We start from the raw sequence: 12,367 nt of genomic DNA, 5'->3' as shown, positions 1-12,367 counted from the left end.
CCCCCCCCCCCGCCACGGCGTTCACCGTGGCGGGCGGACGGCAGGCACGCAGCCCCGGTGCACGACCGGCCGACGCCGGCATGGCCCCGGGCGAGCCGTCAGGTGCGCGTGAGCGCCTGGGTCGGCGGAGTGCGCAGGGCTCTGCGCGTGGGGAGCTCCGTCGAGAGGAAGGCGATGGCCGCGACAACCACCGCGAGGGCGGGCAGCAACCAGGCGGGCCCGGACGGCACGGGCCGGCCGAGGAAACCTGCCGAAAGCAGCACCAGGGGGACGATCGAGAGCAGCAGCCCGCCGACCAACGCCGCGACCGTGAGCAGCGCCGCCTCGCGCCGCATCATCGCGCGGACCTGATGCGGTGTCGCCCCGACGAGTTGGAGCGTGGCGAGTTCGGTCCGCCGTGCCGCGGTGGTGGCGACGAGCTTGTTGGCGATCCCGACCAGGAGATACGCCAGCAGCACGGCGAGTACGGCGATGTTGATCCACAGTTGGGGCGGTACGCCTCCCACGCCGCCCTTCTCCGCCGCGCCGGGGTCGTCGTCGAGGGCCAACCCCGGGTGCGAGGAGACGAGTTCGGTCACCTCGCGTTCGGCGGCTTCGGAGCCGTCGGTCGTGACGTAGAGCTGCTGGTCGAGTCCCGTGGTGGTGTGGGAGCCGGCCAGGTCGCGGGAGAGGACGAGCTCGCCGAAGCCGAGGCCGCGCCCGTACGTCGCCACGACGCGTGCGGAGACCGGAGCGCCGTCGCCTAGGTAGAACTCCACCGTGCTGCCCACGTGCACGTCACGGGATTCGGCGGCGTCGGCACTGACGGCGACGGTGCGGCCCTTGAGGTCCGCGAGGTCGCCGTCGCGCACGTCGAGGTCGAGCACGCCGCCGGCCTCGTGGTCGAGCACCATCGCGGGTGCGCTCTCGACCTCGGTTTCGTTGAGCACCTGGAACGGCCACAGGGCGGTGGTCGTGGTGACGGGTGCGGCCGCGTCCACACCCGGCCGGTCCCTGAGGTCGCCGGCGAGGTCTTCGGGGACGCCGCCGAGTCCCGGTGCGCTCACGCCGAACTCCGCCCGGGTCGCGTCGCGGACCTCGCCCGAGGTGGCGGCCACCACGGTGGTCTGGGTGAGTGTGTAGGTGAGGGTGAAGACCACGGCCATCGCCAGCGTGCTGGCGGCCCCTGCGGCGCGCTGCGCATAGCCGTGGCTGTTGGCCACGGCGAGCCAGGTCGACGCCGGCGCCGACTCGGGGAGCCTGCGGGACAGCGCCCGGCCGATGCGGCCGACCAGCACGGGCCCGACGAGCGCGAGGCCGATCGCCGCGAGGATGCCGGCGAGCGCGGTGCCCACGGCCCCGACCTGCGACCGGATCAGCAGCGGCCCGATGGAGAGCGCGGTACCGCCGACGATGAGCCCCAGCCCGATCCGCGCCCGCACGGGCGACGGCTTGCGGGGCTCGCTGCGGGACTCGGCGACCGCCTCGGTCGCCGGCATCCGCGACGTACGCCAGGCGACGCACCACGCCGCCACGCTCACCACGCCGACGAGGAACACCACGCCTGCGACGGCGGGCAACGGGCCGTAGGTGAGGGGCAGTCCGGACGGCAGCATCCCCGTCCACACCAGCAGGTCCCGGAAGCGCTCGGCGAGAAGGTAGCCGAGCGCGGCCCCTGGGACGGCCGCCGCCGCCGAGGTGAGCACCGCCTGGAGGGTGACGATCCGCCGGATCTGGCGCGGGGTCGCGCCGACGGCGCGCATCAGCGCGAGTTCGCGCCGCTGGGACTGGACGGCGACCGAGAGGGCTCCGGCCACGATGAACCCGACGACGAGCAGCGTCACTCCGGTCAACGAGGCTGCGAGGGTGGGCAGGAGGGAGCGGGCGGCGGTCGTTCCTGGGGACTCGGCGTCGCCGCGGGCGGCTCCGGTGGTCACGTTCAGGTCGTCGTCGGCGACGGCCTGGCGCACCTCGTCGGCGGCCCTGTCGGCCTCGCCGGGCTCGGCGCGCACGGCGATGAGGTCGGCGGACGCCGGAGAGTCCTCGCCGGAGGCGTCCTGCGTGCCGGCTGCGGTGCCGGGAGCGGCCAGCCCAGCCGCCGCGGCGTCGGTGAAGTACACACCGCTGCCCGGCACTTGGAGCACGGCGGAGACCCGGTAGCTGCCCGTGCGTCCGGCGGCGACCACGGTGACCCGGTCGCCCGGCTCCGCGTTCGCCGCGGCGGCCGTGCCCTGGTCGAGTGCGACCTCGCGCGGCCCCGCGGGGGCCGAGCCCTTGACGTCGTGGGCGGCGAGCAGGCCGGTCGAGGACCAGCCGTGCCCGTTGACGCTCGCGTCCTCGGCCGGCGCGGCGTCGCCGCTGTCCGTGACGACGGCCGCGGGGAAGCTCCGGTCGCTCACCGTGTCGGCGACGCCGGGCAACCGCGCCAGCCGGTCGGCGAGTTCTTCGGGGACCTGGACGCGCTCGGGAAGCGCGATCGACGGGAGGAAGGGTTTCGGCGGCTGGTGGCTCTGGCTCGCCGAGACGACGACGTCGGCACGGTCGAGCCGCTCGACCGGCGCGTGCGAGCGCCAGCCGGAGTCGGCGAGGACGCCGATGCCGGTGACCATGGCGGCACCGCCCAGCGCCGCGCAGACCACGGCGAGGAGCGCGGCGATCCTGCGGCGCACCATGTGCCATGCGCAGTACAGCATCGGCTACTCCGTCTCCAACTTCGTGACAGCGGCCGCGAGTTCGGCGGCGGTGGCCTGGACGAACGTGTCCACGACGCGCCCGTCGGCCATCACGGTCGCCAGGTCTGCCCGCGCGGCGGCTGCCGGGTCGTGGGTGACCATCACGACGGTCTGGCCCAGCGTGTCGACCATGTCGCGGAGGAGCGCCAGCACTTCGCGTCCGGTGCGCAGGTCGAGCGCGCCCGTCGGCTCGTCGGCGAAGACGACGGCGGGACGGGCCGCCAACGCGCGGGCTATCGCGACGCGTTGCTGCTGCCCTCCCGACAACTCGGCCGGGCGGTGGGAGAGTCGCTCACCGATACCGACCCGCTCGACGAGGCCGCGCACCCACTCCCGGTCCGGCGTCCGGCCGGCGAGCCGCAGCGGCAGGGTGATGTTGTCCTCGATGCTCAGCGACGGCACCAGGTTGTAGGACTGGAAGACGAACCCCACGCTGTCCCTGCGCAGTTCGGTGCGGGCGGTCTCGCTCAACGTGCCGATCTCGGTGCCGTCGACGAAGACACGACCGTTCGTCGGCGTGTCCAGCCCGGCGGCGCAGTGCATCAACGTGCTCTTGCCCGAACCCGAGGGGCCCATGACGGCGAGGAACGTGCCGCGCTGCACGGTGAGGGAGACGCCGTGCAGCGCCTGCACGTCCCCGGGGTAGGTCTTCGTCACGCCTTGCAGCACCACAGCGGGCGCCTGCGGACTGCTCTCCGCGACGCCGGCCGCCGCGTCCCACGCGTACCTCACGACGCCCTCCGTATCCCGTGGCGAGCGGCGAACGCGACGGCGCCGAGCGCGACTCGGTGCTCGGCGCGGGCTCCGACGGTGCGCGTGCGGGGCGGGGGCGCGGGCCGTGTCCGCGGCTTCCGGGGGCTTGCGAAGCCGCTGCAGGGCTCGGTCACGTGGGACTCCTTGTGGTGCTGATGAGTTCGTGCTCGACGTTACGGACGCTCGTCATCGGCGACGATCCGGCCAACAGGAAGGCGCGGGGTACAGCAGGCTGTACCCCGCGCCGGCTGAGCGTCGGGTCCCGGCATATAGTACGGACGTGCCCAACGACCTGCGCGCGCGGACGGATTCGGGCCCTCGCGGCGTGGACCGGTGGGCGGCGCCCGGTCGTGGCTCATCGGTAGGCGCGGTCCCGTACGGAGCGCTCGAGCGTCCGAAGTTCCGGGCTCCCGAACGTCCCGCCGCGCGGGGAGCGGACGAGCCCGCCATCCGGGAGTGAAGCATGCGCATCGTGATAGCCGAGGACGACCCGCTGTTGCGCGAGGGGCTCGCTCTCCTGCTCCGCGCGGAGGCGCTCGACGTGGCGGCCGCGACCAGCACGCCCGACGCCTTCCTCGCCGCTGTCGAGGCCCATGACCCGGACGTCGCAGTCGTCGACGTCCGCATGCCGCCGACCCATACCGACGAGGGGATCACCGCGGCGATGCGGGCCAGGCGGAGCCGCCCGGAGTTGGCCGTGCTCGTCCTCTCCGCCCACGTGGAGCAGGCGTTCGCCACCGAGTTGCTGGCGGGTGGCAGCGCCCGGCTCGGCTACCTCCTCAAGGAGCGTGTCGGAAGGGTCGAGGACTTCCTCGACGCGCTGTACCGGGTGGCGGCGGGAGAGACCGCGATCGATCCCGAGGTCATCGCCCAACTCTTCGCGCGGGCCCGCCCCGACGCGCGGCTCGCCCGCCTGAGCCCACGGGAACGGGACGTACTGGCCCTGATGGCCGAAGGGTTGGGGAACACCGCCATCGCCGAGCGCCTCGCCGTCACCGACGGCGCCGTGCACAAGCACATCCGCAGCATCTTCACCAAGCTCGACCTGACGCCGACCGACCGCACCGACCGCCGCGTCGCCGCGGTCCTCCGCTACCTCGACGACGCCCGGCTCAGGCTCTGACGCAACCCCCTCGCTCAAAGCTCAGCAGCGGGGCCGAGCGGCCCCCGTCGGCGTCCCGCCCGCAGCGGAACGGCACCGCCCGACGACGGTGCACGGACGCCGGGTCCGCCCCGGCACGACGACGCTCGGCGCGCCTCGCCCCGGAGCGTGCCCGTACCCAGCAGAACGACATCGACGGACCGGCCCCCGCGACGCATCCGGACACCGGGCTCCGCCCTCGCACCGACAAGGACGCCCGCCGCCACGGCCACGCTCGCGCTCCGCGCAACGGGGCCCCGCGGGCGCCTGCCTCCCGACCCGGTTCCGCGTCGTCATAGGGTTGTGGGCGAACGAAGCGGACGGGGAGGGACATGGCAGCGAGTCCCGAGCGGCCGGGCGGCGGGGAGGGGCGTACGGGGGCCGCTGCCGTCGCCGCCCGTACGGTCTCCCGGGCGTTCGCCGCGCTGGAGCAGTTGGCGGGCGGGCTTGCCACCTCGGTGCTCGCGCTGCTCGTGCTGCCGTGGCTGCTCCTCGGCGTCCTCACCGTTCCGTTGGGTGTCGGGGTGCTGCTCACGCCCGTCGCGCTGAGCGCCGCGCACGCGTTGGCGCACAGGGAACGTGAACGGCTCGGGCGCTGGGGCCCTGAGGTCGTGGGTCCCGAACGGCCGTCGACGCGGCTGCGCCTGGCCTGGGCCGACCCCGTGACGCGCCGCACACTGCGCTGGCTCGTCCGGCACGGCACGTTCGGGCTGCTGCTCGGCGCGCTGGGCGTGCTGCTGCCGCTCTTCGCCGTGCGGGACGTCAGCTTTCCGCTCTGGTGGCGCCTGGTCCCGGAGGGCGTGACGAGCACGTCCATCGGGATCGGGACCGCCCGTTCCTGGACGGACGCCGGCGCCGCCGGTCTGCTCGGGCTCTGCTGGTGCGCCGCCGTCCTGCTGCTCTCCCCCCGCATGGCCCGCTTGCAGGCGGGTGCCGGCCGGCGCCTGCTGGCGGCCAGTCCGGAGGCGGACCTGTCGCTGCGGGTCGCCGAGCTCACCGCCAGCCGGGCCGCGGCGCTGGACGCGCACGCCAGCGAACTGCGGCGGATCGAGCGGGCGTTGCACGACGGTGCACAGAACCGGATGATCAGGGTCACCGTCCTGCTCGGCGCCGCCCGCCGCATGGCGGCCCGCGACCCTTCGCAGGCCGAGAGCCTGCTGGAGCAGACGCAGACCGCCGTCGAGGACGCCCTCGCCGAACTCCGCTCCGTCTCCCGGAGCATCCTGCCGCCGGTCCTCGCCGACCGGGGTCTCGAAGCGGCTCTGACGGCGCTCGCCGCAGACTGCGCGGTGCCGTGCGCCGTCGAGGTCGAGGCGGCGGAGCGGTGCGCCGCCTCCGTCGAGGCGACCGCGTACTTCGTCGTCGCCGAGGCGCTGACGAACATCGCCAAGCACAGCGGGGCGCACCGCGCCGCCGTGAAGGTGAGCAGCAGCGGCGGCCGACTCCACCTCCGCATCGAGGACGACGGCCACGGCGGCGCCGAGGAGGAAGGCGGTTCGGGACTCTCCGGCATCCGCCGCCGCGTCGCCGCGCACGACGGGTCGCTCACCGTCGGCAGCCCACCGGGCGGCCCGACGGCGCTGGAGGTACGCCTCCCCTGCGGGGTGTGAGTCGCACGGCGAACGGGCCGCGGAGGAAGGGGAGTCGCTCGGCCTTCAGGCGCGGGCCCCGTCCCGCGGCGGACACGTCGGGCCCCGTCCCGCGGCGGACACGTCGGGCGGCCGTCTCGGCCCGCACGTCGGAAGAGTCGCCGCACCGGTCCACGAGCGACCGGCACGGCTGTCCGAAGGGACCGGCCGGCGTCCCCCGACGAGGAGACCGACCAACGGCCGTACGGGGGTTGCCGAACCGCCGACGCGCGTACGACCCGCGCCCTCAGCCACCCGGCTCCCCGATCACCCCCTGGAGCACCTCCAGCGCCCGCTCCCGGTGGGCGTCGAGCTCGGCGACGAGCCGGTCGGCGTCGCGGGACCTGACCGCCCGCACGATCCGCTCGTGGGCGTCGACGGACTCGGCGCGCTCCTCGGGGAGGTTGTAGTACATGGCGCGGTACACCTCGGTCGCGTCCCAGAGCAGCCGGATCAGGCGGAGCACGTGGCGCTGGCCCGGCGCCTCCATGAGGTGGAAGTGGAACCGGCGGTTCGCCGCGAGCTCCGCCGCCACGTCGCCGGCGCCCGCCGCGCGTGCGCACTCTCCGGCGTCGGCGTCGATGCGGCGCAGCGCCGCGTCGTCGAGGTGCGGCAGCGCGTACCGGACGGCGCGCTCCTCGAGCACCTGGCGCAGCTCGTAGATCTCCTGCAGGTCGTCGTACTGGAGCTCCGTGACGAAGTACCCGCGCCGCGGCCGGTAGGTCACCTGGCCTTCCTGCTCCAGGACCCGCAGCGCCTCGCGGACCGGTGCGACGCTGAGCCCGGTGCGCGACGCGACGTCCTCCTGGTTCACCCGCTGCCCGGGCCGGAGCGTACTGGAGACCATGAGGCGGCGCAGGGCGTCGACGGCGTGCTGCTGGGCCGTGGCGGGCTCGGAGAGTTGGGGATCGTTCACCGCCGGGAGCATAGCCTTTCGCCCCTGAGGGCCGTCCGGCCGGTGCGCACCGGCCGGACGGCGCCGGCTCACCGGAACGCCTGGATACCCGTGAGCGCCCCGCCCACGACGAGCGCGTGGACGTCCGCCGTGCCCTCGTAAGTGACCACCGACTCCAGGTTGTTCATGTGCCTGATGACGGGGTACTCCAGCGAGATGCCGTTCGCGCCGAGCACCTGGCGGGCGGTGCGGGCGACATCCAGCGCGGCGTTCACGTTGGCCAGCTTGCCCATGCTGATCTGCTCGGGGCGCAGCCGCTCCTCGTCCTTGAGCCGGCCCAGGTGCAGTGCGAGCAGCGTCGCGCGGTTGACCTCCAGCGCCATGGCCGCGAGCTTCTGCTGCTGGATCTGCGTCCCGGCGATCGGCTTTCCGAAGGCGGTGCGCTCCATGCTGTAGCCGAGCGCCGCCTCGAAGCAGGCGCGGGCGGCACCGGCCGCACCCCAGACGATCCCGTACCGGGCCTCGTTGAGGCAGGAGAGCGGGCCCCGCAGCGACGTGGCCTCGGGCAGTACGGCGTCCGCGGGCAGGCGCACGTCCTCCAGGACGAGTTCGGCCGTGACGGAGGCCCGCAGCGAGAGCTTCTTGTGGATCTCGTGCGCGGAGAACCCGGGTGTGCCGCGGGGTACGAGGAAGCCGCGGGGCCCCTGGTCGGTGACGGCCCACACCACCGCGACGTCGGCGAGGGAGCCGTTGGTGATCCACATCTTCCGGCCGTCGAGGACCCAGTCGGCACCGTCCCACCGCGCGCGGGTACGCATGGCCCCGGGGTCGGACCCGGCGTCGGGCTCGGTGAGTCCGAAGCAGCCGACGGTCTCGCCCGCCGCCATCCCGGGCAGCCAGTGCTCCTTCTGCTCCTGGGAGCCCCAGCGCCGGATCGCGTACATCGCGAGGGAGCCCTGGACGGAGACGAGGCTGCGGACGCCGCTGTCGCCCGCCTCCAACTCGAGGCAGGCGAGACCGTACGCGGTGGCGCCGGCGCCGGCGCAGCCGTACCCCTCCAGGTGCATGCCGAGGACACCCAACCCGCCGAGCTGCGCGGGGAGTTCGCGAGGGATGCGGGCTTCCTCGTACCAGTCGCCGACGTACGGGGTGACGTGGTCCTCCACGAAGGAGCGCACCGTGTCCCGGATGTCGCGCTCCTCGTCGGAGAGTTGGTGGTCGATGTCCAGGAAGTCCCCGGGTCGTGGCCCGCTGTTGGCCCTGCCGCCCTGTCGCGTCATCGTTTCCGCCTCCCTTGGCAATAAATCCTCGAAAATCTAGGGTAGGAAACCACAGACTCGACTCCCCCTCAACAGAGAGCCGCCCCATGACCCAAGCCCTGGAAGACCTCCGCATCGTCGACTTCTCCCGTGTGCTCGCCGGGCCGTTCGCGACAATGGTCCTCGCGGACCTCGGGGCGACGGTGACCAAGATCGAGCGACCGGGTACGGGCGACGACACCCGGGCGTGGGGCCCGCCCTACGACGAAGCCGGTCAGGCCACCTACTTCCAGGCGGCCAACCGCAACAAGGACAGCGTCGTCCTCGACCTCCGGAGCGACGAAGGACGGGCCGAGGCGCGGCGGTTGGTGGCCGGCGCCGACGTCGTCGTGGAGAACTTCCGCCCCGGCGTCATGGACCGCCTCGGTCTCGGCTACGACGCCGTGCGCGCCGAGTCGCCCGGCGTCGTGTACTGCTCCATCACCGGCTTCGGTTCGGGCCCCGGCGCCGCACTCCCCGGGTACGACCTGCTGATCCAGGCGGTGGGCGGGCTGATGAGCATCACGGGCGAACCCGAGGGCGAGCCGCAGAAGGTCGGGGTCGCGCTCGTCGACGTGCTCAGCGGACTCTTCGCGGCCGTCGGGGTGTTGACGGCGCTGCGCCACCGCGCGCACACGGGCGAGGGCCAGCGCGTCGAGGTCGACCTCCTCTCCTCGCTGCTCGCGGCGCTCGCCAACCAGGGCTCCGCGTACGCCGTGGCGGGACACGTCGCCGGCCGCATGGGCAACGCGCACCCGAGCATCGCACCGTACGAGCCGCTGCCCACGGCCGAGGGCGAGCTGGTGCTCGCGGTCGGCAACGACCGTCAATTCCGCTCCCTCGCGGCGGTGTTGGGCCGCCCCGAGCTCGCCGACGACCCGCGCTTCGCCGACAACGACCTCCGCGTGAGCCACCGCGGCGAGCTGCGGAGCCTCCTCGTGGACGCCCTCGCCGGCCGCCCGGCCGCCGCATGGATACGCGAGCTGGGGGACGCCGGAGTGCCGGCCGGGCGGGTCAACGACATCGCCGGGGCCTTCGCGCTCGCCGAGTCCCTCGACCTCGCCCCGATCGTCGAAGTGCCCCGCGCCGACGGGACGTCGGCACCGAGCGTCCGCAACCCGATCCGCCTCTCCGCGACCCCGCCCACCTATCGCTCGGCGCCGCCGGCGCTCGGCGGCACGGAGGCGCCCGCCTCCTGACACGACGGCGCGGGGCGGCGGACGTGGTCCACCGCCCCGCGGGACGCGTCAGTCCATGGGCACGACGATGTCGAGCAGCGGCGGATACTGCTGGCAGCCGAAGACGTCGCCCTCGCCGGGGCTCCCGCTCGGGGCCGCCCGCGCCAGCGTGAACTTCACGGCGTACGCGGGGTCGAAGTAGACGAAGTCCACGACGCGCTCCTCGTCCACCTTGAAGAGGGCCGCGACCGCCTCCCTCGTCAACACGCCGCTCTCCTTGACGTGTCGGTACTCCTCCTCGGCGTGGAAGATCACGTCGAAGGTGATCCGGTCGGTGCCGGCGTTCTTGCTCCGGATCGTCTTGGCCAGCTCGGCCAGTGTCCTCGTGCCCATGCTCGCTCCCGTCGGGGTGGTGGGGGTGCTCATCGTGCGGTGCCGCCGACTTCCAGCGTCGACAGCGGGAACAGCTCCATCGGGTCGCCGACGGGCAGGGTGTGGTTGATCGTCCACAGGTACGAGGCGCCGGCCGGGAGGACGTCGTCGACCACGAAGGACGCCGTGCCCGCCGTCCCCTTCACCTCGGGCAGGCGTGCGTAGAAGATCTGCCGCGTCCCCATGAGGGTGACGCTCTCGGCCAACTCGGCGGTCTCCGCGATGCCTTCGAGGACGACGCACAGTTCGTGCGACCTGATCTCGCTCACCGGCTCCAGGTCGCCCATCACCCCGTTCTTGCCGAAGACCCGGAAGTTCAGGCGGTAGTCGATGCCCTCGAACTGCGCCGCCACCTCGCCGCGCGCCAGGTCGAGCACCTTGTCGATGTGGGCGATCGTGTAGGGGTCGCGGATGCCGGCGATGCCGATGAACTTCTCGCCCAGCCGGGCGGACCCCTCGATCTTGACCTTGGTGTCACCCTCGATCGGGACGTACTTCTGGCCGGTGATACGGGTGGTCCGCTCGTCGTACTGCTCGTAGCGGCACTCGGACATGTCCAACATGCCGCCGGCGAAGTACTCGTAGTAGGGGTTGCTCCGCTCGTACATCGCGTGCCCCGCGACGCTGGCCACCGTGCAACGCTGGTGCGGCGCCATCGCCGTGACCCGCACGTCGTCCCGGGTGACCGTGCCGATCACGCTCTCCTTCGCCCCGTACGGCTCCGCGCAGAACGAGGCGCACTCCAGGACCTTGCCGAGGTAGTAGGCGTGCTCGGGCGGGAAACCCTCGTGGATCGCGGGGGCGGCGAAGACGGCGCAGTCGCTGGAGCGCCCCCCGATGATGACGTCCGCGCCGCCGCGCAGGGCCTCCAGGAACGGGTGGACGCCGGCCACCGCCACGGCGCGGGTGGTCATGTCCAGTTGCTCGGCCGTCAGTTGGTCCCGGCCGTCGAGGCCCTCGAAGACGACCCCGCCGTCCATCCGGGCGCGCAGGTCGGCGGTGTCCGTCTCCGAGTAGAAGTACGCCAGCCGGAAGGGAGGTAGCGCGTGCTCGGCGGCGAGATCCTTGATGATCTCGACGTACATGTCGACCCGGCTGTTCGTCCCGCAGTCCCCCGCGGAGCCGACGATCATCGGGACACCCTGCTCGCGTGCGGCGAGCAGCATGAGTTCGAGGTCGTGCCGCTGCCACTCGTACATGCTCACCGAGCGGTCGGAGCCGAGGGCGGCCGGACCGATGTCGTCGCTTCCGGAGTCGCAGCAGTAGTAGTCGGGCCTCGTCCCGGCCGCTATCCGGAAGCTCTCCTCCTTGGTGGGAGCGAATCCCAGGTGGCCGTTGGGACTGACGATGCGCAGTTCCGTCTTCATGAGACCTCGCTCCATTACTGGTTATAACCACTTCACGGAGCAGGCTGGCACTGCGCTTGTCGGGATGTCAACGCCCTTGGCTCCGCGCGCAGTCGGCGCGCGAACTCAGGAGGAAGCGGGAAGGCCGCGGTCGACCGCGAACCGGTAGCGGTCGCCCCGGTAGCTCGCCAGCCGGTACTCGATGGGCCGGCCGGACTGCGACATCACGGAGGTGACCCGCAGCACCGGCCATCCCTCGGGGACGGCGAGGAGCGCGGCGAGCGTCCGGTCGGCCACCATGGCCTCGAAGGTCTGCTCCAACCGGTCGGGCGCGACCCGCACCGGGTCGCGGTAGAGGTCGAGCGTCGAGAACGGGTCGCCCTTCTCCTGGGCGTGCTCCGCCGCGCGCGCCATCTCCTCGCCGACGTCCTGCGGGAAGAAGCTGTCGTAGAACACGACCGGCTCTTCGTTGCCGGTGCCGACGAGCTGGAGATTGGTCACCGACTCCGCCGCGTCGAGGCGGAGGATGCTCGTCAGCGCGAGGTCGCCGACCGTCACCGTGGAGGAGTGGACGGAGGTGGCAGCCACCAACCCCCGCTCGGCGAGGGTGCGTTCGAAGCTGTTGATGCGGTCGAGCGCCTGCTCGACGGGGGGTCGCGCCACGAAGGTGCCGACGCCGTGGACGCGTTCCACCAGGCCCTCCCGCACCGCGGTGTCGATGGCGTGGCGGACGGTGATCCGACTGACGTCGAACTGCCTGCACAGCTCCCGCTCCGAGGGGAGCCGGGAGCCCACGGGCCAACGCCCGGCCTCGATGCCCGAGCGCAGGTCCTCGACGAGTTGCGCGTACAGAGGGAGCCCGTCTTCCCGGTTCAGCAACGCACTCTCCCCCTGTAATGACCTCTTGCGATGCGGGTGCCTCCCCATCTTGGTCGGGGCGGCTCTCCCGGAGCAACTCCGGTACGGAGCAGGGGGCGAGGGGTCA

At 73.0% G+C, this 12,367-nt stretch carries 10 protein-coding genes; 3 read left to right on the top strand and 7 right to left on the bottom strand.

Annotated features, from left to right (window positions below):
• Nucleotides 1-98: 98 nt before the first annotated feature.
• The gene (locus UWG_RS0108285) at nucleotides 99-2,672 is read right to left on the bottom strand and encodes an FtsX-like permease family protein (protein ID WP_016906736.1); all 2,574 of its coding nucleotides are present in this window, start codon (nucleotides 2,670-2,672) and stop codon (nucleotides 99-101) included.
• 3 nt (nucleotides 2,673-2,675) lie between these two features.
• A complete protein-coding gene (locus UWG_RS0108280; protein ID WP_016906735.1) occupies nucleotides 2,676-3,443 on the bottom strand; it encodes an ABC transporter ATP-binding protein in 768 nt (255 codons plus the stop codon).
• A gap of 484 nt (nucleotides 3,444-3,927) precedes the next feature.
• Here UWG_RS0108280 and UWG_RS0108275 point away from each other — a divergent pair, with 484 nt between their 5' ends.
• Entirely contained in the window at nucleotides 3,928-4,587 is a 660-nt protein-coding gene (locus tag UWG_RS0108275) for a response regulator transcription factor (protein ID WP_016906734.1), read from the top strand.
• Nucleotides 4,588-4,937: 350 nt separating this feature from the next.
• Nucleotides 4,938-6,215 carry a sensor histidine kinase gene (locus UWG_RS0108270; RefSeq protein ID WP_016906733.1) on the top strand — a complete coding sequence of 426 codons (1,278 nt, stop codon included), beginning with the start codon at nucleotides 4,938-4,940 and terminating at the stop codon, nucleotides 6,213-6,215.
• Nucleotides 6,216-6,480: 265 nt separating this feature from the next.
• Here the strand turns inward: UWG_RS0108270 and UWG_RS0108265 are convergent, their stop codons facing one another.
• Nucleotides 6,481-7,149 carry a GntR family transcriptional regulator gene (locus UWG_RS0108265; protein WP_237720028.1) on the bottom strand — a complete coding sequence of 223 codons (669 nt, stop codon included), beginning with the start codon at nucleotides 7,147-7,149 and terminating at the stop codon, nucleotides 6,481-6,483.
• A 68-nt stretch (nucleotides 7,150-7,217) separates the two neighbouring features.
• A complete protein-coding gene (locus tag UWG_RS0108260) occupies nucleotides 7,218-8,408 on the bottom strand; it encodes an acyl-CoA dehydrogenase family protein (RefSeq protein ID WP_016906731.1) in 1,191 nt (396 codons plus the stop codon).
• An 86-nt stretch (nucleotides 8,409-8,494) separates the two neighbouring features.
• Here UWG_RS0108260 and UWG_RS0108255 point away from each other — a divergent pair, with 86 nt between their 5' ends.
• Nucleotides 8,495-9,625: a CaiB/BaiF CoA transferase family protein gene (locus tag UWG_RS0108255; protein WP_016906730.1), complete on the top strand. Its 1,131-nt coding sequence runs from the start codon at nucleotides 8,495-8,497 to the stop codon at nucleotides 9,623-9,625.
• Nucleotides 9,626-9,673: 48 nt separating this feature from the next.
• Here UWG_RS0108255 and UWG_RS0108250 read toward each other — a convergent pair whose 3' ends face one another.
• The 3 genes from UWG_RS0108250 to UWG_RS0108240 form a co-directional block, all read right to left on the bottom strand.
• Nucleotides 9,674-9,997, bottom strand: coding sequence for a DUF4387 domain-containing protein (locus UWG_RS0108250; protein ID WP_016906729.1), 324 nt, complete (start codon nucleotides 9,995-9,997; stop codon nucleotides 9,674-9,676).
• 29 nt (nucleotides 9,998-10,026) lie between these two features.
• Complete coding sequence (locus tag UWG_RS0108245; protein ID WP_016906728.1) at nucleotides 10,027-11,403, bottom strand: acyclic terpene utilization AtuA family protein; 1,377 nt, start codon at nucleotides 11,401-11,403, stop codon at nucleotides 10,027-10,029.
• Nucleotides 11,404-11,508: 105 nt separating this feature from the next.
• On the bottom strand, nucleotides 11,509-12,261 hold the full coding sequence (locus UWG_RS0108240) for a GntR family transcriptional regulator (protein ID WP_016906727.1): 753 nt from the start codon (nucleotides 12,259-12,261) through the stop codon (nucleotides 11,509-11,511).
• Between the last annotated feature and the right edge of the window lie 106 nt (nucleotides 12,262-12,367).

The sequence above is a fragment of the Streptomyces xiaopingdaonensis genome (assembly GCF_000262345.1).
GTDB classification, from domain to species: domain Bacteria; phylum Actinomycetota; class Actinomycetes; order Streptomycetales; family Streptomycetaceae; genus Streptomyces; species Streptomyces xiaopingdaonensis.
This window is presented reverse-complemented; position numbering and strand designations above follow the sequence as displayed.

Coding starts and splice junctions, on each gene's coding strand:
- UWG_RS0108260 (WP_016906731.1), bottom strand. CDS start 8,408: ATGACGCGACAGGGCGGCAGGGCCAACAGCGGGCCACGACCCGGGGAC.
- UWG_RS0108255 (WP_016906730.1), top strand. CDS start 8,495: ATGACCCAAGCCCTGGAAGACCTCCGCATCGTCGACTTCTCCCGTGTG.
- UWG_RS0108245 (WP_016906728.1), bottom strand. CDS start 11,403: ATGAAGACGGAACTGCGCATCGTCAGTCCCAACGGCCACCTGGGATTC.
- UWG_RS0108275 (WP_016906734.1), top strand. CDS start 3,928: ATGCGCATCGTGATAGCCGAGGACGACCCGCTGTTGCGCGAGGGGCTC.
- UWG_RS0108270 (WP_016906733.1), top strand. CDS start 4,938: ATGGCAGCGAGTCCCGAGCGGCCGGGCGGCGGGGAGGGGCGTACGGGG.
- UWG_RS0108285 (WP_016906736.1), bottom strand. CDS start 2,672: ATGCTGTACTGCGCATGGCACATGGTGCGCCGCAGGATCGCCGCGCTC.
- UWG_RS0108250 (WP_016906729.1), bottom strand. CDS start 9,997: ATGGGCACGAGGACACTGGCCGAGCTGGCCAAGACGATCCGGAGCAAG.